Raw genomic sequence first — 19,887 nt, 5'->3', positions numbered from 1 at the left:
TTCATGAGCACCCTCGACAGCGTCAATCCCTCCCTCACCCGCTACGGGCGGGAAGAGCCGGCACCGGTGCTCCCCCTGCGGGACGAACCGGACCTGCTGAGCTGGCTGGAAACCAGCGGCCGGCTGGTGGTGGATGAGGAAACCGCCGCTCCTGATGTGAGCACGGTGGAAGAGGAGGAGCTCTCCGCCCTGATGGGCGAGAAAGAGGATTACAGCCCCGCCGACGAAGCAAGCGACGAAAGCTGGGAAGACTGACCCTTCGCCTCCCATCCGTCCGGTTACGAGGAACGGGCCTGAACGGCCGCCATCGCCCCTGATCCTTGGCCTCCACCTCCCCGCTCACCGCTCCCGGCCGGCTGCGTTCTCCCGCCAGCGCCCTCACCCTGCTGCTCGTGGCGGCGGCCTTGGGCTGCGATCTCTGGTTCCGGGTGTCCCAGCTCACGCTGCCGCTGCTGCTGGCGGCGCTGGTGAGCTGGACGCTGTGTGTGTGGGGGGTGCCGCGGCTGCGGGCCCTGAAAGTGGGCCAGGTGATCCGGGAAGACGGCCCCCAGGGCCACCTCAGCAAGGCCGGCACCCCCACGATGGGCGGTCTGCTGGTGGTGCCGGTGGGGGTGATCGTGGGCGGGCTGATTGCTCCGACCGATGAGCGCCTGCTGGCGGTGGCCGCCATCACCCTCGCCTTCCTGGCGATCGGCGGCTTCGACGACTGGCGCAGCCTCACCCGCCGCACCAACACCGGCCTGACCCCGAAGGGGAAGCTGGTGCTGCAGGCGCTGGCGGCGCTGCTGTTCCTGGCCTGGGGCAGCTGGCGTGGCTGGTTCGGCGGCGATGTGGGCCTGCCGTTCGGCTGGGTGCTGCCGCTGGGCCTGCTGCTGCTGCCGCTGGGTCTGTTCGTGTTCCTGGCCGAAAGCAACGCCACCAACCTCACCGATGGCCTCGACGGCCTGGCGGCAGGCTGCGGCGCCGTGGTGTTCACCGGCTTCGCCCTGGAGCTGATGCTGCGTGGCCACAGCGGCGACCCCGCCATGGCCGGCTTCTGCGCGGCGATGGCGGGCGCCTGGCTGGGCTTCCTGGGCCACAACCGCCACCCCGCCCGGGTGTTCATGGGCGACACCGGCTCACTGGCAATGGGGGCGGCGCTCACGGCGGTGGCCCTGCTCACCGACAGCCTCTGGCCCCTGCTGGTGATGGGCGGGGTGTTCGTGGCCGAGTCCCTGTCGGTGATCCTGCAGGTGTGGGTGTTCAAAGCCACCAAGGGGCCCGATGGGCAGGGCAGGCGGCTGTTCCGCATGGCGCCGCTGCACCACCATTTCGAGCTGGCGGGCAACCCGGAACAGCGGGTCGTGGTGGGGTTCTGGCTCGCGAGCGTGGCCTTGGTGCTGCTCGGCCTGCTGCTGCTGCCCTGAGCCTCGAGCGCTGCGGCGCAGGGCAGAGCTGAGCAGAATTGAGGCGGAGCTGAGCAGAATCGAGAGGGTGGCTCCCACCCCCGCGTCCATTTCCCGCACTGCGAGCGTCGCCTTGGCTTACTTCACCTGGAAGGAAACGGGCCTGACGGCCGATTGCGCCAGCCTCGAGGCGATGGCAGCTCGCTTTGAGGAAGCCGCCGGCCTGATGCGGCGCATGGCGCAGGAGGGCTTCCAACTGGAGCGGCACAGCGACGGCCAGCACATCACCCACGCGGATGCACAGGTGTTCGAGGCCTATGGCTTCGTGAGCGAGGAGCCGCCGGTGCGCCAGCTCGACCTGATCGCCGATTCCTGACCGGGCCGGGCTGATGGCGGCGTTTTGATCGGGGCGTTCTGTTGCGGGCCTGCTGGCTGAAGCAGTGGGTCGCGGCGGGTAGGTCGCGGCGCTCAGGAGCGCCGCAGGAAGCCCACCAGCCACACGATCACGAACGCCAGCGAAGAGAGGCCGAGATAGATCAGCACACCATTCTGCAGGCCGTCGATGGTCCATCCGAACGGCAGCCCATCGACGCCGTCACCGGTGGACGCGAAGGCCAGAACGGCGGGCGAAACGATCAAGGCAGGCGGGGCCGACACGCTGCTCTTCTAGCAGGGCCAAGCGGGGGAGCAGGATCAAGGGCACCTGCCCCCCCGTGATGACGGCGCCCACCTTCCCTCGCACCCTGATGCTGCTGGGCAGCGGCGAGCTGGGCAAAGAAGTGGCCATCGCCGCCCAGCGCCTCGGTTGCCGCGTGATCGCCGTCGACCGCTATGCCGGTGCGCCCGCCATGCAGGTGGCCGATGCGGCGGAGGTGATCCCGATGACCGATGCGGCGGCGCTGCTGGCCGTGGTGCGGCGCCACCGGCCGGATCTGGTGATCCCGGAGATCGAGGCCCTGGCCGTGGATGCCCTGGCTGAACTGGAGGCGGAAGGCGTCACTGTGATTCCCACGGCACAGGCCACAGCCGTGACCATGAACCGTGATCGCATCCGGGATCTGGCCGCCGGCACCCTGGGCCTGCGCACCGCCCGCTTCGCCTATGCCAGCAGCGCCGAGGAACTGGCCGCCGCCGCCGCGCCGCTCGGTTGGCCCGTGGTGGTGAAGCCGGTGATGAGCTCCTCGGGCAAGGGGCAGAGCGTGGTACAGGGCCCCGAAGGCATCGCAGCGGCCTGGGATGCGGCGCTGGCGGGCGCGCGCGGGGCCGGCGCGCGGGTGATCGTGGAGGAGTTCCTGCAGTTCGAGCAGGAGATCACCCTGCTCACAGTGCGGCAGTGGAACGGCCCCACGCTGTTCTGCCCGCCGATCGGCCACGTGCAGGAACGGGGCGACTACCAATGCAGCTGGCAGCCCGCCTGCCTCGCACCGACTCAGCTGGAGGCAGCCCAGGCCATGGCCTTGAAGGTCACCGATCACCTGGGCGGGGCTGGACTGTTCGGCGTGGAGTTCTTCCTCACCGGTGCTGCCGGCTCCACGGACCCCGGTGCGGTGGTGTTCTCGGAACTCTCGCCCCGGCCGCACGACACGGGCCTGGTGACGCTGGCCGGCCAGAACCTCAGCGAGTTCGAGCTGCACCTGCGCGCCGTGCTGGGGCTGCCGATCCCCGCCATCCAATCCACCGGTCCCGCCGCCAGCCGGGTGATCCTGGCCGGCGAGCAGCTCAGCAGCGTGGCCTACACCGGCGTGGCGGCAGCCCTGGCCGAACCCGACACCACCGTGCTGCTGTTCGGCAAGCCGGAGGCACGGCCCCACCGGCGCATGGGTGTGGCCCTGGCGCGCGGCACCGATCTGGCTGAGGCAAGGGAGCGGGCCGATCGCGCCGCCGCCCGGGTGGAGGTGGTGGCAGGTCCCTGACCTGGCCAGCCAGGGGAATGGGTTTTATGGTGCGGCCATCGGAAACCTCAATGCCCAAGGCCCAGTCGCGTCGTAGCCCTCTCTCCGTCACGGCCCGGGTGCAAGACCTTGGGTCGACGGCTGACCCTGGCGCTGGCCTTCAGGATGGCGCGCCGGCGGAAGGTGCACAGCGCCGGGGCAATGGTGGCAAGAGCCCCCGTCGCCGTCTGCATCGCCCCTCTGCGCTGCTGGGTCTGGCCTGTGGAGTGGGCCTGAGCCTGCTCGTCACCGGGCCCCTTCCCCAGCTGCTGGGCTCCTTGATGGCCGGGCTGATGCGAGCGGCCCCCTCGGTCAGCAGCCTGGTGGCGCCCCTCGGCCTCGACCAGCACCGCATCGTGGTGCTGGGCACCGATCACGTGGCCGCCAATACCGATGTGATGTTCACCGTGGAGGTGCAGGACGGCATCACCCGGCTGACCCAGGTGCCGCGGGACACCTTCATCGAATCCGACCAGCACGGCGTGCTGAAGGCCAATGCCCTCTATGCCATGGGTGGTGTGGAGGAAGTGAAGGCACAGCTCACCAGCTTGCTGGGCACTCCGGTGGACCGCTACGTGCTGGTCAACCTCGATGCCGTGCAGAAGCTGGCCGATGCCCTGGGCGGTGTGGAGGTGGATGTGCCCAAGCGGATGTACTACACCGACAGCCGCCAGGACCTTTACATCGACATCTACCCGGGCGTGCAGCTGCTCAAGGGTGAAGCCCTTGAAGGCTTCCTGCGCTACCGCAACGATGAACTGGGCGATCTCGGCCGCATGGAGCGTCAGCAGATGGTGCTGCGGGAAGTGTTCCGCAAGCTGGCCCAGCCCGGCACGGTTGCCCAGTATCCGGCGCTGATCAAGCTGGCCGGCGAGAACGTAAAAACCGATCTCACGCCGATGGAGCTGGGCGCCCTGCTCTCCACCATGGGCTCCACCAAGCTCAGCACCAACCGCCTGCCGGGGCGGCTCTTCTGGCAGGACGACCTGAGTTACTGGATGCCGGACGCCAACACCGACCATCCGGCCAGCAGCGACAGCGAAGAACCGCCGGCTTTCTGAGCGCACCGGCTGCCGGCCCGCTCCAGTTCAGCCTCAGGGGGTGCGCTCACGCAGGGCGCCGGTCACGTCCACCAGGGGAATGGTGGTGTCGCCCCAACCATTGGCTGGCAGCAGTTGCGGGGCACCCGAGCGCGGGGCGACCGCAGGCCCGGCCGCATAGGCAGCGTTGGTCCAGGCCAGGAGCAAGCCGCGCAGCACCCCACCACCCACCTCGTAGGTGGAACCGAGATTGAAGTGATCGCCGCCTTTGGCCAGCACGAGGCTGTGCCCACCGCCGGCATTGCGCGCCTCCAGGGACATGGGCGTGATCGCCTCAGGCCCGGCGGGCACGACCCAGTCACGGCTGCCGCTCACCAGCAGCACGCGGCTGGAGATGGACTGGGCCGCACCGGAGGCGAACAGCAGCGACATGGGCGGACTGACCGCGACCACCGCCTTGATGCGGGGATCCGCCAGCGCGGCGGTGTTGGCGGAGGTGAGGAAGCTGCACTGCAGGATCCAGCTGAGATTTCTGGAGGGATCGAAGGGGTCGTTGCAGAACTCGGTCAGGCGGGTGTCGCTGGGCCTGGCACCGGCCAGCTGCAGCACGGTTGTGGCGCCCCACGACTGGCCCATGGCCACCACGGAGTCGGTGCGGATGCCGGGCGGCAGGCCCAGGCCACCGGCGGCGACGGCATCGATCACGGCGCTCACATCCAGGGGCCGCATCCGCAGCTCCTCCGGGCCCGGAGGCGGCACCTTGCCGGAGAGCATGGCGCTCTGCTGCTGCCGGTCGCTGCCGGGGTGGCGGGGCAGGAGCACGGTGTAGCCATGGCTGGCGAGATGGCGCCCCCAGCCCTCAAAGCTTTCCGGGCTGTCCCACAAACCGTGGGAGATCACCACCAGGCGGTTGTTGGAGCCTGTGGTCGGGCGGACCACCACCACGGACAACGGCTGGGGCCGGTAGGCCACGGGGATCGTCAGCTCAGCGCGTTGCGTGGCCAGTGGACCCGCTGAGCGCAGGGCCGGATCTTCCGCCGCCGCCGGCTGCGCGGCCAGCAGGGTATCGGCCGGCTGCTGCTGCCGCGCCAGCCGCTGCACGGCGAACAGGGCGCGGCTCAGATCGAGCGTGGCCGTTTTCCCGGGCAGGGCCCGCAGCACGGTGAGCATGGTGAGCGGACCCTTGGCCGCCGCCTGGTCGAGCACCCTGGAGAGGTCTTCGCCGGTGAACGGCTCCGGCAGCCCGTCGATGCCGCCGAGCGCTGACACCAGCAGCAGGGCCTGGTTCAGCAGGGGCGAGGTCGCGGAGGTATCGACCACGGCCGTCACCTGAAGCGGCAGCGGGGCATTGAACAGGTCAACGAACTTGCGGCCCACCGCTCCATCGGTGGCCCGGTCCAGCTCGGCCAGGTCGCTGTTGCCGGCCAACAGGCTGGCAGGGCTGCTGAGCTCGCTGAGCTCCACCGTGAAGTCGGTTTCCAGCAGCGGCAGCCGCATCTTTACCCGCTCCAGCGCCTGGGCGCGGGAAGGCGCCAGGGCGAGGCCCCCCACCAGCCCGGCAACGGTCAGCAGGGCGGTTGCCGCCGGCTTGAATCGACGCTGGGCCACGACGTTGGAGCGGTGAAGCCTCCATGATCCCCTCCCGCTGGCCGTTGCTCGGTTGGTGGTGATGGCTTCAGGCCGAAAGGGCTTCCGGTGGATGCTGAGCCAGCACCTGCTGGAGGTAGCGACCCGTGTGGCTGGTGGGATGCTCCGCCACCTGCTCCGGCGTGCCGGCCACCACGATCTGCCCGCCCTTGTTGCCGCCTTCGGGACCCAGATCCACCAGCCAGTCGGCACAACGGATCACATCGAGGTTGTGTTCGATCACCACGATCGAGTTGCCCTTGTCCACCAGCCGCTGCATCACATCCATCAGCTTGTGGACGTCGTAGAAGCTCAGGCCGGTGGTGGGTTCATCGATCAGGTAGAGGGTTTTGCCGGTGGCCCGCTTGGAGAGTTCGGTGGCCAGCTTCACCCGTTGGGCTTCACCGCCGGAGAGGGTGGGAGCGGGTTGGCCCAGCTTGATGTAGCCCAGCCCCACATCCACCAGGGTGCGCAGCCGGTCGGCCGCCTGGGGAATGGCGCTGAACACGTCGGCCGCCTGTTCCACCGTCATCTGCAGAACGTCGGCGATCGTGTGGCCTTTGTAGGTCACCTGAAGCGTTTCACGGTTGTAGCGCGCCCCCTTGCAGACATCGCACTGCACATACACATCGGGCAGGAAATTCATCTCGATCACATTCACGCCCTGGCCACTGCAGGCCTCGCAGCGCCCGCCTTTCACGTTGAAGCTGAACTGGCCCACCTGATAGCCGCGGGCCTTGGCCTCCACCGTGGCGGCGAACACCTGGCGGATCGGATCGAACGCACCCGTGTAGGTGGCGGGGTTGGAACGGGGCGTGCGGCCGATCGGGCTCTGGTCGATCACGATCACCTTGTCGATCGACTGAATGCCTCGCAATTCATCGAGACCGGACGGGAACGGCACCTTCAGGCCCAGCTTGTGCTCGAGCGCCGGGTGGAGCAGTTCGTTGATCAAGGTGCTCTTGCCGCTGCCGCTCACCCCGGTGATCGCCACCAGGCGGCCGAGCGGGATGTCGACATCGAGCCCCTGCAGGTTGTTGCGAGAGCAATTGAGCAGCGAGAGCTTGCGGCTGCTGCTGGTGCGACGCTCGGGCGGGGTCGGAATCGAGCGCCGCCCACTCAGGTAGGCCCCCGTGAGTGAGTCCTCCTCCGCCAGCAGGTTCTCGAGCGTGCCCTCGGCCACGATGCGGCCGCCGTGCACGCCCGCGCCAGGGCCGATGTCCACCAGGTGGTCGGCAGCGCGGATCGTGTCCTCGTCGTGTTCCACCACGATCAAGGTGTTGCCCAGGTCGCGGAGCCGGAAGAGGGTGTTGAGCAGGCGGTCGTTGTCGCGCTGGTGCAGGCCAATGCTGGGTTCATCCAGCACGTAGAGCACGCCGGTGAGCCCGGCGCCGATCTGGGTGGCGAGGCGGATGCGCTGGGCCTCTCCGCCGGAGAGGGTCATGGCCGGGCGGTCGAGGCTGAGGTAATCGAGGCCCACATCCAGCAGGAAGCGCAGGCGCATGCGGATCTCACGCAGCACCAGATCGCCGATCTGGATCTGACGGGGATTGAGCAGGGGGTCCGCCCCTTCCGCCTCCCCGACCCCCATCAATGACTCGATCCGCTGCAGCGTGTCGGCGACGCTCACATTGGTGAGATCGGTGATCGCATACGGCCCCACCTTCACCGCCAGCGCCTCAGGACGCAGCCGCAGGCCATGGCAGGTGCCGCAGGGAACCAGATCCAGATACTTCTCCAGCTTCTGGCGGATCGCCTCGCCGCTGGCGTCGCGCAGCTGCCGCTCCAGGATCGGCAGGATGCCTTCGAACGGGCGCAGGTAGCCCTGGCTCTTGGTGTAGCGGCTGTCGGTCTTGATGGCGATCGGCTCAGGGCTGCCGTGCAGCAGCAGTTGCTGCTGGTCTTTGGTGAGCTGGTTCCAGGGCTGCTTGATCTCGAAACCGAAGGCTTCCCCCACGCTGAACAGCAAGGAAAAGTAGTAGCTGTTGTCCTTTTCACTCCAAGGCGCCACCGCCGCATACACCGGCAGGGCGGGATCGGGCACCACCCGTTCCTCGGTGAACTTGCGCAGATGGCCGAGGCCATGGCAATCGGGGCAGGCGCCGTAGGGGCTGTTGAACGAGAACAGCCGGGGGGACAGCTCTTCGATCACGGCGCCGTGCACGGGGCAGGCGAAGTTCTCGGAATAGAGCCGCTCACGCTCCACCCCTTCCGGCAGCTGCTCGCCGGTCTTGGGGACCACCTCCACCAGGGCCAGGCCGTCGCCGCGCTTGAGGCAGGTGCGCAGGGAGTCGGTGAGCCGTTCGTTGATGCCCTCACGCGCCACCAGCCGGTCGACGACCACCTCGATGTTGTGTGCGTGGTTCTTGTCGAGCTCGATGTTGTCGGAGAGTTCGCGCACCTCGCCGTTGATGCGCACACGGGCGAATCCTTCGGCCACCAGGCCGCTGAGCAGCTTGGTGTGGGTGCCCTTCTTGCCCCGCACCACCGGCGCCAGCAGCTGGTAGCGGGTGCCCTCCGGCAGGGAGGAGATCCGGTCGACCATCTCATCGATGCTCTCGGGCCGGATCGAGCGGTCGCACTGAGGGCAGTGGGGTTCGCCGGCGCGCCCGAACAGCAGGCGGAGATAGTCCTGAATCTCCGTGACCGTGCCGACGGTGGAGCGAGGGTTGTGGCTGGTGGACTTCTGGTCGATCGAGATCGCCGGGGAAAGCCCCTCGATCGCATCCACATCGGGCTTGTCCACCTGACCGAGGAACTGGCGCGCGTAGGCGGAAAGGCTCTCGACGTAGCGGCGCTGCCCTTCGGCGAAGATCGTGTCGAAGGCCAGCGAGCTCTTGCCGCTGCCGCTCACACCGGTGAACACCACCAGCCGGTTGCGCGGGATGGTGAGATCCACGTCCTTGAGGTTGTGCTGGCGGGCGCCACGCACACGGATCACGTCCTCGAGGGCGCCGCCGTTGAGGGAGCGCAGCTTCGCCGCCTCTTCCTTGTCAAGGGCCGGGACCGTGGTGCTGGCTGTGGTCGACGTGGCGTCAGGCTCAGACGATGTGCCCTTGGGCCCAGAAACGATGCTCGCGCGGGGCATCCGGCCTCGTCTAGAGCGTCTGAGTCTACGGGTGTCTCCTGATGGGCAGGGTGCCGCCCCTCGACGGCAACGGAAACGGCGCTCCGCTCAGCTTCGCTCCAGCAGCCCGGCCGCGTAGCGATGGGCCTCACCGAAGTCGCCCCCTGCCAGTTCCGCCAGCTCCTGCTGACGTGCCTGGGTGTCCCGCAGCGGGCGCACCCGGGTGAGGGTGCGGCCCGCCTCCACCGCCTTGCTCACCTGGAAATGGTGATCGGCAGCGGCGGCCACCAGCGGCTGATGGGTCACACAGAACACCTGGCGCTCGGCAGCCAGCTGGCGCAGCAGCGCGGCGATGGCGCCACTCACGCGGCCGCTCACGCCGCTGTCGATTTCATCGAACAGCAGGGTGACACCCGGATCCGCCGCCGCCAGGCAGGTTTTCAGCGCCAGCAGGAAGCGGCTCATCTCGCCACCGGAGGCCACTTCCCGCAGGGGAGCCAGCGGCTGGCCAGGGTTGGCGGAGAACAGAAAGGTGACCGCATCGGCCCCCTCCTCCGCCGGGGGCGTCGGCTCGATCGCCACCGAAAAGCGCACATCGGCCAGGCCCATCGGCCGCAGCGAGGCCGTCAGCTGCTCCTCCAGCTGCCGCGCCGCCCGCTGCCGCTGGGCGCTGAGCTGGCTGCAGGCCTGATCCCGCAGCAGGCGGGCCTGCTGCTCCTCGGCCTCAAGAGCTTCGAGGGCGGCGGCAGCCCCACCGCTGAGGCGCATGCGTAGCTGGTCGCGTTGCTCGATCAGCCCCGCCAGATCGCGGCCGTGGCGGCGCTCCAATCCCTTGAGCAGGGCCAGCCGCTCCTGCACCGCTTCCAGGCTGGAGGGATCGCTGTCGAGGGCACCGCCATAGCGCTCCAGGTCGCGGGCCAGGTCCTGCACATGCTGCAGTGCTTCGCCAAAGCGCTCCAACAGGGGCCCGAGGCTGGCGTCGAAGCCGGCCAGCTGTTGCAGCACCTGTTCGCAGGCGGCCAGATGATCGAGCGCTGCCGGGGCCTCTTCGGCCCCTTCCACCAGCCGGCCCAGCAGCAGCATCACCCCTTCCTGCAGCCGCACCGCATGGGCGAGGCGGTCCTGGTCCTGCTGCAGCCGCAGGCGTTCGTTGGGGTCGTCGAGGGCGGCAGCCTCCAGGGCCTCGAGCAGCTGGCAGGCCTCCTGCCGTTCCCGCTCCAGCCGGTCGCGGTCCGCCCGCGCCTGCTCCAGGCGAGCGGCCGCCTGGCGCCAGCTGCGCACCGCCTGCCGCACCGGCCCCAGGCAGGTGGCCAGCGCGTCACCACCGCAGCGGTCCAGCCATTGACGCTGCTGGCCGGGACGGGCCAGTTCCTGGGTCTGACCCTGCACGGTGAGGTCCAGCAGCAGGGGCCGCAGCTCCAGCAGCTGCTGGCGGTTCACCACCACGCCGTTGATGCGACTGCGGCTCTGGATGCGCTCAACGTTGCTGCGCCATTCGCGGCTGAGCACCAGGTCCACCGGTGGGTTAGCAGGTTCGTCTCCGTTCTGATCGAGGCCATCGGATCCGGGACCGGCAAGCTGCTGATCCAGCTGCTGCTGCTGCAGCCAGGCCTGCACCGGCGCGGTGGTGGTGAACTGGGCTTCGATCAGGCTCCGCTCGGTGCCCTTGCGCAGCAGGCGCACGCCGGAGCCGCCGCCCAGCAGGGCATCGAGGGCATCGAGCAGCAATGACTTGCCGGCACCGGTTTCACCGGTGAGCACGGTGAAGCCCGTGGAGAACTCCAGCTCCAGGCTCTCCACCAGCGCGATGTTCTCGAGGCGCAGTCCCGTGAGCACCCGGTGCCTCAGCCGTCTGCCCGACCGTAGCGACGCTGAGATTCGTTTAGAAGGGGTTGATCGATCTGCCCCGTGATGGTTCGCTCCGACCATGTGAGCACCCCTGCGGAGCTCAGCGACTTCATCGAAGCCGCCGGCCTGCTCAGCTACGACCCGGCGGCGATCACCCGCCTCTACGCCGGTCACCCCCGGCGTCTGCTGCTGCGGCTCTGGCAGACCCTGATGCCCATCAGTCTGTTCCTGGTGGGTGTGGCCGTCGATCGCTTCACCGGTCTGCTCAGCAACCCCGACCGGGCCCGGGAGCGGGCGCGCGAATGCGCCCAGCTGCTGGTGGCGCTCGGTCCCGCCTTCATCAAGGCCGGCCAGGCCCTCTCCACCCGGCCCGACATCGTGCCGCCGGTGCTGCTGGAGGAGCTGGCCCAGCTGCAGGATCAATTGCCCGGTTTCGACGGTGCACTGGCCATGGCCTGCATCGAAGAAGATCTGGGTGCGTCCGTCTCCGAGATCTACGCCCAGCTCGATCGCGAGCCGATCTCCGCCGCTTCACTCGGCCAGGTGCATAGGGGCACGCTCAAGGACGGCCAGGCGGTGGCGGTGAAGGTGCAGCGCCCTGGTCTGCGCGAGCAGATCACGCTCGATCTCTACATCGTGCGCAACATCGCCGCCTGGATCAACCGGAATGTAGGCCTGGTGCGCAGCGATCTGGTGGCCCTGATCGATGAACTGGGCAAGCGGGTATTCGAGGAGATGGATTATCTCAACGAAGCCAGAAACGCCGAAACCTTTGCCAGGCTCCACCAGCACAACCCGAACATCGCCGTACCGGCCATCTATCACGAGGCCACCAGCCGCCGCGTGCTCACGATGGAGTGGATCGATGGGGTGAAACTCACCAATCTGGAGGCGGTGCGCTCGCTCGGCATCGACCCCGACCACATGGTGCAGATCGGCGTGAACTGCAGCCTGCAGCAACTGCTGGAGCACGGCTTTTTCCACGCCGATCCCCACCCCGGCAATCTGCTGGCCCTACCGGATGGCCGCCTGGCTTACCTGGATTTCGGCATGATGAGCGAGGTGAGCCGCGAATCGCGCACCGGGCTGATCCAGGCGGTGGTGCACCTGGTGAACCGCAACTTCTCAGCCCTCTCCACCGATTTCGTGCAGCTCGGTTTTCTGGGCGAAGAGGTGAATCTGGAGCCGATTGTGCCGGCGTTCGAATCGGTGTTTGGCCAGGCCCTGGAGATGGGAGTGAGCCGGATGGATTTCAAGGCGGTCACCGACGATCTCTCCGGGGTGATGTACCGCTTCCCCTTTCAGGTTCCGCCTTACTACGCCCTGATCATCCGCTCGCTGGTCACGCTGGAAGGCATTGCCCTGAGTGTGGATCCGGAGTTCAAGATTCTTGGTGCGGCCTACCCTTACTTCGCTCGCCGGCTGATGGAGGATCCGGATCCGGATCTGCGCCGCAGCCTGCGCGAGATGCTCTTCGATGGTGAGGAGTTCCGTTGGCAGCGGCTGGAAAATCTGATCAGCAGCGCCTCCCTCCAGGATCAGCTGGATGTGGAGGGTCTGCTGGATCAGGTGCTCGATTTCCTCTTCTCGCCCAAGGGAGGCATGCTGCGCCAGCAGCTGGTCGATGCGATGGTCGACCGGCTCGATGCGCTTGGCTGGCGGGCCGTGCAGGCGATGGGGCGGCGGCTGCCGAAACGGCTCCAGCCACCGGGCCTGCGGGGCATGGAGCGGATGAGTGTGATCGACGCCCAGTTGCTGGATCTTGAACCCGTGCAGCAACTCCTGGTGGTGCTGCGCGATGTGCCGGGCTTCGAACCCCGTCTGCTGCTGCGCCGGCTGCCACGGTTGCTGGCGGAACCCGACCTGCGCCGCATGGGGCTGCAGCTGGCCCAGGGGTTGGCGGAGCGGGGGGTGGTGCGCCTGCTGCGCGACGTGCTGGTGGCGCCGGAAACCCGTCGAGCCGCTGGAATGGCACCGGTCGGCAGCTTCTAGGATCAGCGTCCAGCCAGGGAGTTTCAGTTGCGCATCCGCCCCAACGTCCTGGGGGTCCTGCTCGGGCTCTCGCTGAGCACGGCCGCTCCGAGTCTTCAGGCGGCCGAGCAACTGGTTTTCGTCAGCGGCGCCTTCCGGCGCTCGATCCCGGTCGCTGATCTCGACCATCTGGCCGCCACCGGCCAGGCACGCGGCCTGCTGGCCGACGTGCTCAAGATCGGCCGCCAGAAGCCGGAAGATGTGGCACGGCTGCTGAACCAGAAGATCACTCTGCCGCTGGTGCTCACCAGCCGCCTGCTGTCCACCCGCATCGGCGAGGCGATCCTGCAGCGCCTGGCGGGCATCTTCGCGCCGTTGCGGGCACCGGGCACCGGCGTTCCGGCGCTCCGCTCCGCCCTGATCATCGGCATCAGCAACGGCAACGGCACCCTCACCCCCACCGGCTTTCTGAGGGCCTACCCCGCCAACGAGCTGGCGATCAACATCCCGGCCCTGCTCAGCCTGGTGGGCAAAACCAATTCGATCACCGATCTGGTGCGGTTCTTCTCCGAATCCCCGCTTGACGGCCTGCGGGAGGGCAATGAACGGCCCTCCGGCCCCCCGGCGCCGTCCACCAGCCCTCCAGCCAGCGCACCCGGCCAACCGCCCGCCAGCGCACCCGATGCCAAGGGCTCCTGAATCGCTCCAGGCCCCAAGGCCAGCTCTCAGGGCGTGAAGCCCTCTCGGCGCTTCTTAACCGCCGCGTAGATTCGCCACAGCCTGCTCCGTCGCGCCCGTGCCGCTGCTCTCTGCCCTCAGGCGCCTGGGCGCGAAGCCCACGCTGCAGGACTGGCCGGGGCTGATCGAGGCCTACCGCCCCTGGCTGCCGGTGAGCGACCGCACGCCGGTGATCACGCTGCGCGAAGGCGCCACCCCGCTGATCCCCGCCCCGGCGATTGCGGCGCGCGTGGGACGTGGCGTGAAGGTGTTCCTCAAGTACGACGGCCTCAACCCCACCGGCAGCTTCAAGGACCGGGGGATGACGATGGCCGTGAGCAAGGCGCGCGAAGCCGGCGCTGAAGCGGTGATCTGCGCGAGCACCGGCAACACCTCCGCCGCGGCCGCGGCCTATGCCAAGCGCGGTGGCATGCGCGCCTTCGTGCTCATCCCCGATGGCTACGTGGCCCAGGGAAAGCTGGCCCAGGCGCTGATGTACGGCGCCGAGGTGCTGGCGGTGAAGGGAAACTTCGACCGGGCGCTGGCGATCGTGCGCGAGGTGGCCGACAGCTACCCCGTCACCCTGGTCAATTCCCTCAACCCCTTCCGGCTGCAGGGCCAGAAGACGGCCGCCTTCGAGGTGGTCGATGCGCTTGGCGATGCCCCCGACTGGCTGTGCATCCCGATGGGCAATGCCGGCAACATCAGCGCCTACTGGATGGGCTTCCAGGAGTACCGGCAGGCCGGGCACAGCCAGCGGCTGCCCCGGATGATGGGCTTCCAGGCCAGCGGCTCCGCCCCCCTGGTACTGGGCCACACGGTGGAGCAACCGGACACCATCGCCACGGCGATCCGCATCGGCAACCCGGCCAACCGCGAGAAGGCACTGGCGGTGCGTGAGCAGAGCAACGGGGCCTTCCATGCGGTCACCGATCAGGAGATCCTGGAGTCCTACAAGCTGCTGGGCCGGGAGGAAGGGGTGTTCTGCGAACCCGCCAGCGCCGCTTCGGTGGCCGGCCTGCTGCAGCGGGCAGCGGAGGTGCCGGCAGGAGCCACGGTGGTCTGTGTGCTCACCGGCAACGGCTTGAAGGATCCCGGCACCGCGATCGATCACAGCGACGGCGCCTTCCATGCCGGCCTGGCGCCGGAGGTGGACGTGGTCGCCAAGGTAATGGGCTTCTGAGACCAGGGCTGAAGCCCATCTGATCAACCAGGAGCCCCCGCCCACGGCCTTTCGTGGACGGGGGTTTTTGGCGTTCGGGCACGGACAGCGCCGCTGGAGAGCCCTGAAGCGGCCAGAAGCGTGGCGTTTTGATGTCGGCCGGTGAATAGACCGTCCCAGGGAAAAACAGGGGGCCAGCGGTGGAAAAGTGCGGCTGAATCTGGGCCCCGAACAGAGCGTTGGTTTTCCTCAGGCAGGGAAAACGTGGAAAAGGGGAAAACGGGCGGTTTCCGTCAGCGGTTCTCCCCATGCCTGTTGAGCCAGATCCCTTGCTGCAACTAGCTTTCTGAGTTTCTCCCCGATTTCCACACCCCCTACGACTACGGCTGTTTTTCTCTTTTTTCTGAAAGAGAGAACTTCCGTAGAAGGATCGCGGAAAACGGGCGTGGAAAAGGGCGCTGACGGTCGTCCGCCGTTGCGGATCGCCCCGGCTTGTGGAAGCGTGGTGGGGCCCGAAAAGGGCATCCCACCCGGAGTCTCGAAACGATGAAGCTGGTCTGCTCCCAGGCGGAACTGAGCGCCAGCCTTCAGTTGGTCAGCCGCGCAGTGGCGGCCCGGCCGACCCATCCGGTGCTGGCCAACGTGCTGCTCACCGCCGATGCCGGCACCGGCCGGTTGAGCCTTACCGGCTTCGATCTCAATCTCGGCATCCAGACGAGCCTGCCTGCGGCGGTGGAAACCAGCGGCGCGATCACGCTGCCGTCCCGCCTGTTCGGCGAGATCGTTTCCCGGCTCTCCGCCGACAGTCCGATCACCCTGGAGTGCCCCGAAGGCCAGGAGCAGGTGGAGCTCACCAGCTTCTCCGGCAGCTACCAGATGCGCGGGCTGTCGGCGGAGGATTTTCCCGACCTCCCATTGGTGCAGACCGGCGCTCCGATCCGGCTGGAAGCGGACGCGCTGATCAAGGGCCTGCGCGCCACCCTGTTCGCCAGCAGCCCGGATGAGGCGAAGCAGTTGCTCACCGGCGTGCATCTCGGCCTGGAGCACGACGGTCTCGAATGCGCCGCCACCGACGGCCACCGCCTCTCGGTGCTGCGTCTCGACAATGCGGCGGCCGCTGCTGCCGGTGCGGGCCCCGGTAACGGCGCAACGGATGCGGAAGAGGCGCCGAGCTTTGCGGTCACGGTGCCGGCCCGCTCCCTGCGCGAACTGGAGCGCCTGCTGTCCTCCCGCCAGTCGCAGGAGCCGGTGAGCCTGTTCAGCGAACGCGGGCAGGTGGTGTTCGTCTGGGCGGATCAGGTGCTCACCAGCCGCAGCCTCGACGGCACCTATCCCAACTACGGCCAGCTGATTCCCGCCTCCTTCAGCCGCACGCTCGAGCTCGACCGCCGCGCCTTCGTCAACGCCCTGGAGCGGGTGGCCGTGGTGGCCGATCAGCACAACAACGTGGTGAAGCTGAGCAGCGACCCATCCGCCGACATCCTGCGCATCAGTGCCGACGCCCAGGATGTGGGCAGCGGCTCGGAATCCTTGCCGGCGCTTGTGAAAGGGGACGCGATCGAGATCGCCTTCAATGTGCGCTACGTGCTCGATGGCCTCAAAGCGATGACCGCCGACCGGGTCGAGCTGCGCTGCAATGCCCCCACCACGCCCGCCGTGCTGGCGCCGCTGGAGGATCCGAGCTTCACCTACCTGGTGATGCCCGTGCAGATCCGCAGCTGATGCCGTGAGCCTTCCCGCTCAGCTGCTGCTCTCCGACCTGCTGCGCCTGCGGGTGCGCTGCGATCAGGGCCTCGACCACGGCCCCGGACTGATGGGCTGGATGCACCCGCCGGTGCACCGCCTGCTCGGCTGGGCCAGCAAACCCTCCGCCTTCGGCACCCGCCGGCTTGTCTGGCGCCTCGACCAGCTGCGCGGCCTCGGTGAACTGGAGGCATTGGTGCTGGGCGAACCGGCCGTCACCGATCCGGCCACGCTCGAACGCCTGCCCACGCTGTTCGATGCCGCCCTGACCGGCGCTGGGGGTTCCGTGCTGGGCACAGTGGCGGATGCGGCCGTGGAGCTGCGCAGTGGGCGCATCCTGCACTACCTGGTGTCGCGCAGCGATCCGCGCCTGCCGGGCACCAGCCGCTGGCGCCTCACTCCCGATCGGATCGTCGATCAGCAGCCCGGCCAGGTGCTCACCGGCCTCGGCGGCCTCGACGACCTGCCGCTGGCCAAGGCCAGTGTGCGGCAGGAGTTTCTGCGCCGCTCACGCCGCTGGCGGGATCAGGTGGGTCAGGAGACCACCCGGATCAGGGATCAGTTCCAGGAGGTGGGCGGACGCTTCGAGGAACGGCTGGAAGGCTGGCTGGAGGAACCCCCCTGGCAGGAGCCCCAGCGGGACGGTCCGCCCTGGCAGGACGCCGATTCCGGCCGCCGTCAACCGGACGGCGACCCGCTGGACGACTGGGACGACGACGATCGTCTAGAGGATCGCGACGACGGGCCCAGGGCCTGGGACTCGCCTGAGGACGATCCGGAGCTCGAACCGGACACGGACCGCTACCGTCGGACCCAGCCTGTCAGCGAGGGACCGTCCCGGCGGGGCAGCCGCTACGACAGCGACACGGACCCCTGGGTCTGAACCCGCCGATCCCCCGGCGGCCGTGGGCGCTCGCTCGGCCAGACTGCGCTTTCCTGCCTGCGGCCGCCTGGTGTCCTCCCCCTCCTTTCCGCTTGCCGAAGCTCTGCGCAAGGAGGGCCTCAGCCAGGCGGACTACGACGAGATCGTGCGGCGGCTGGGCCGGTCACCGAACCGCGCCGAGCTGGGCATGTTCGGGGTGATGTGGTCGGAGCACTGCTGTTACCGCAACTCCCGCCCCCTGCTCGGCCAGTTCCCCACCACCGGGCCGCGCATCCTGGTGGGGCCCGGTGAGAACGCCGGCGTCGTCGACCTGGGCGAGGGTCAGCATCTGGCCTTCAAGATCGAAAGCCATAACCACCCTTCGGCCGTGGAGCCCTTCCAGGGTGCGGCCACCGGTGTGGGCGGCATCCTGCGCGACATCTTCACCATGGGCGCGCGCCCGATCGCGCTGCTCAATGCCCTGCGCTTCGGTCCGCTGGAGGATCCCCGCAATGTGGGGCTGATGGAGGGCGTGGTGGCCGGCATCGCCCATTACGGCAACTGCGTCGGTGTGCCGACGGTGGGAGGGGAGGTGGCCTTCGATCCCAGCTACAGCGGCAACCCGCTGGTCAACGCCATGGCCCTGGGGCTGATGGAAACCGACGAGATTGTGCGTTCGGGTGCGGCGGGCGTGGGCAATCCGGTGGTCTACGTGGGCAGCACCACCGGCCGGGATGGCATGGGCGGGGCCAGTTTTGCCTCCGCCGAGCTCACCGAAGCCTCCCTCGATGACCGCCCGGCGGTGCAGGTGGGGGATCCCTTCCTGGAGAAGGGGCTGATCGAGGCCTGCCTGGAAGCCTTCCAGAGCGGCGATGTGGTGGCCGCCCAGGACATGGGCGCCGCCGGCCTCACCTGCAGCTGCTCGGAGATGGCTGCCAAGGGGGGCGTGGGTGTGGAGCTCGATCTCGACCGCGTGCCGGCCCGCGAAGACGGCATGACTGCCTACGAGTTCCTGCTGTCGGAATCGCAGGAGCGCATGTTGTTCGTGGTGCGTCAGGGCCGCGAGCAGCCGCTGATGGAGCGCTTCCGCCGCTGGGGCCTGCAGGCCGCGGTGGTGGGCCGCGTGGTGGCCGAGAACGTGGTACGGGTGCTGCAGCACGGCGCGGTGGCCGCCGAAGTGCCGGCCAATGCCCTGGCCGACGACACCCCGATCAACCACCACGAGCTGCTCGCTGCCCCGCCCGCCGAGATCCAGGCCCACTGGCAGTGGAGCGAGGCCCAGCTGCCGCCCGCCGACACCGCCGGGATTACCCCGGCGGGCCAGTCACCGCTCAGCTGGAACCAGGTGCTGCTGGCCCTGCTCGACACGCCCACGATCGCGAGCAAGCGCTGGGTGTACCGCCAGTACGACCACCAGGTGCAGGGCAATACCGTGATGCCCCCCGGCGGCGCCGACGCGGCCGTGGTGCGGCTTCGGCCTCAGCAGGGGCCTGGCTCGTTGCTGCCGGCCCAGCGCGGCGTGGCGGCGGTGGTGGATTGCCCCAACCGCTGGGTGGCCCTTGATCCGCAGCGGGGCGCGATGGCGGCGGTGGCCGAAGCGGCCCGCAACCTCAGCTGCGTGGGGGCCGAGCCGTTGGCCGTGACCGACAACCTCAATTTCCCTTCCCCCGACCACCCCACCGGCTACTGGCAGCTGGCGATGGCCTGCCGCGGCCTGTCGGAGGCCTGCGCCGCGCTCGGTACACCGGTCACCGGCGGCAACGTCTCCCTCTACAACGAGACCCGCCTGCCCGACGGGCGCCTGCAGCCGATCCATCCCACCCCCGTGGTGGGGATGGTGGGTCTGGTGCCCGATCTTGCCCGTGTCACCGGCCAGGCCTGGCGCGCGGCCGGTGATGCCATCTGGCTGCTGGGTGTGCCGCTGGCGGGCGACGATGACGCCGACGAGCGGTTCGGGCTGGCGGCCAGCGGCTACCTGGAGTGGATCCACGGGCTCAGCACCGGCCGGCCGCCGCGCACCGACCTGGCGCTGGAGCTGGCGGTGCAGGCTCTGCTGCGGCAGGCGATCGCCCAGGGGGTGGTGACTGCCGCCCACGATCTCAGCGACGGCGGCCTGGCGGTGGCGGCGGCCGAATGCTGTCTCGCCTCGGGTCTGGGCGCGCAGCTGGAGTTGCCGGCGGGCACGGCCCGGGCCGACCGGCTGCTGTTCGCCGAGGGCGGCGCCAGGGTGCTGGTGAGCGTGCCGCCGGCCCAGGCCCAGGCCTGGCAGGCGTTGGTGGAGCAGGCGCCGCTGAGCGGTGCCGCCGGCTCGCCGCCAGCCTGCCAGCGGTTGGGCCAGGTGCAGGCTGAGGCGCTGCTGAGCATCGAGCGGGGCGGCACGACGTTGCTGGCGCAGCCGCTCGATGTGTTGGGGCTGGCTTACGAGCAGGGGATTCCCCGCCGCTTGGCCGGCGGGGCCTGAGGCAGACTGTCAACGCAGTCGGTCAGTGGTCAGGCCTGTGGTTCGCGCGCACCCCAGGCAGCACCCCTCCCCGT

Annotated in this window: 15 protein-coding genes; 11 read left to right on the top strand and 4 right to left on the bottom strand. The window is 68.8% G+C overall.

Features of this window, described 5'->3' with window-relative positions:
* The first annotated feature begins 3 nt into the window (after positions 1-3).
* From CJZ80_RS06210 to CJZ80_RS06200, 3 genes are all read left to right on the top strand, one after another.
* A complete protein-coding gene (locus CJZ80_RS06210) occupies positions 4-255 on the top strand; it encodes a DUF3134 domain-containing protein (RefSeq protein WP_094511208.1) in 252 nt (83 codons plus the stop codon).
* A gap of 65 nt (positions 256-320) precedes the next feature.
* Entirely contained in the window at positions 321-1,406 is a 1,086-nt protein-coding gene (gene mraY / locus CJZ80_RS06205) for a phospho-N-acetylmuramoyl-pentapeptide-transferase (protein ID WP_094511207.1), read from the top strand.
* A 112-nt stretch (positions 1,407-1,518) separates the two neighbouring features.
* Positions 1,519-1,761: a hypothetical protein gene (locus tag CJZ80_RS06200; protein WP_094511206.1), complete on the top strand. Its 243-nt coding sequence runs from the start codon at positions 1,519-1,521 to the stop codon at positions 1,759-1,761.
* 92 nt (positions 1,762-1,853) lie between these two features.
* Here CJZ80_RS06200 and CJZ80_RS06195 read toward each other — a convergent pair whose 3' ends face one another.
* A complete protein-coding gene (locus CJZ80_RS06195) occupies positions 1,854-2,042 on the bottom strand; it encodes a cytochrome B6 (RefSeq protein WP_233132866.1) in 189 nt (62 codons plus the stop codon).
* A gap of 59 nt (positions 2,043-2,101) precedes the next feature.
* Here CJZ80_RS06195 and purT point away from each other — a divergent pair, with 59 nt between their 5' ends.
* A complete protein-coding gene (purT, locus tag CJZ80_RS06190; protein WP_094511205.1) occupies positions 2,102-3,298 on the top strand; it encodes a formate-dependent phosphoribosylglycinamide formyltransferase in 1,197 nt (398 codons plus the stop codon).
* Positions 3,299-3,348: 50 nt separating this feature from the next.
* Positions 3,349-4,377: an LCP family protein gene (locus CJZ80_RS06185; protein ID WP_094511204.1), complete on the top strand. Its 1,029-nt coding sequence runs from the start codon at positions 3,349-3,351 to the stop codon at positions 4,375-4,377.
* Between the two features lie 33 nt (positions 4,378-4,410).
* Here CJZ80_RS06185 and CJZ80_RS06180 read toward each other — a convergent pair whose 3' ends face one another.
* The 3 genes from CJZ80_RS06180 to recN all read right to left on the bottom strand — a co-directional run bounded on the left by CJZ80_RS06180 (position 4,411) and on the right by recN (position 10,885).
* Positions 4,411-5,964, bottom strand: coding sequence for a dienelactone hydrolase (locus tag CJZ80_RS06180; protein ID WP_233132865.1), 1,554 nt, complete (start codon positions 5,962-5,964; stop codon positions 4,411-4,413).
* 67 nt (positions 5,965-6,031) lie between these two features.
* The gene (gene uvrA / locus CJZ80_RS06175; RefSeq protein WP_233132864.1) at positions 6,032-9,070 is read right to left on the bottom strand and encodes an excinuclease ABC subunit UvrA; all 3,039 of its coding nucleotides are present in this window, start codon (positions 9,068-9,070) and stop codon (positions 6,032-6,034) included.
* Between the two features lie 87 nt (positions 9,071-9,157).
* Positions 9,158-10,885, bottom strand: a complete 1,728-nt coding sequence (gene recN, locus CJZ80_RS06170) for a DNA repair protein RecN (protein ID WP_094511203.1) — start codon at positions 10,883-10,885, stop codon at positions 9,158-9,160.
* A 75-nt stretch (positions 10,886-10,960) separates the two neighbouring features.
* On the opposite strand from recN, the gene CJZ80_RS06165 reads away from it, so the two are divergent.
* The 6 genes from CJZ80_RS06165 (at position 10,961) to purL (ending at position 19,813) form a co-directional block, all read left to right on the top strand.
* Complete coding sequence (locus tag CJZ80_RS06165) at positions 10,961-12,889, top strand: AarF/ABC1/UbiB kinase family protein (protein ID WP_094511202.1); 1,929 nt, start codon at positions 10,961-10,963, stop codon at positions 12,887-12,889.
* Positions 12,890-12,916: 27 nt separating this feature from the next.
* Positions 12,917-13,567 (top strand): alpha/beta hydrolase, encoded by a 651-nt coding sequence (locus CJZ80_RS06160; RefSeq protein WP_094511201.1) that lies wholly within the window; start codon positions 12,917-12,919, stop codon positions 13,565-13,567.
* A 142-nt stretch (positions 13,568-13,709) separates the two neighbouring features.
* Positions 13,710-14,768, top strand: a complete 1,059-nt coding sequence (thrC, locus tag CJZ80_RS06155) for a threonine synthase (RefSeq protein ID WP_094511528.1) — start codon at positions 13,710-13,712, stop codon at positions 14,766-14,768.
* Between the two features lie 525 nt (positions 14,769-15,293).
* Entirely contained in the window at positions 15,294-16,469 is a 1,176-nt protein-coding gene (gene dnaN / locus CJZ80_RS06150) for a DNA polymerase III subunit beta (RefSeq protein WP_094511200.1), read from the top strand.
* Between the two features lie 4 nt (positions 16,470-16,473).
* On the top strand, positions 16,474-17,373 hold the full coding sequence (locus CJZ80_RS06145; RefSeq protein WP_094511199.1) for an RNA methyltransferase: 900 nt from the start codon (positions 16,474-16,476) through the stop codon (positions 17,371-17,373).
* 70 nt (positions 17,374-17,443) lie between these two features.
* Entirely contained in the window at positions 17,444-19,813 is a 2,370-nt protein-coding gene (gene purL, locus CJZ80_RS06140) for a phosphoribosylformylglycinamidine synthase subunit PurL (protein WP_369802999.1), read from the top strand.
* The last annotated feature ends 74 nt before the right edge of the window (positions 19,814-19,887 follow it).

Source organism: Synechococcus sp. MW101C3 (genome assembly GCF_002252635.1).
Lineage (GTDB): Bacteria > Cyanobacteriota > Cyanobacteriia > PCC-6307 > Cyanobiaceae > MW101C3.
This window is presented reverse-complemented; position numbering and strand designations above follow the sequence as displayed.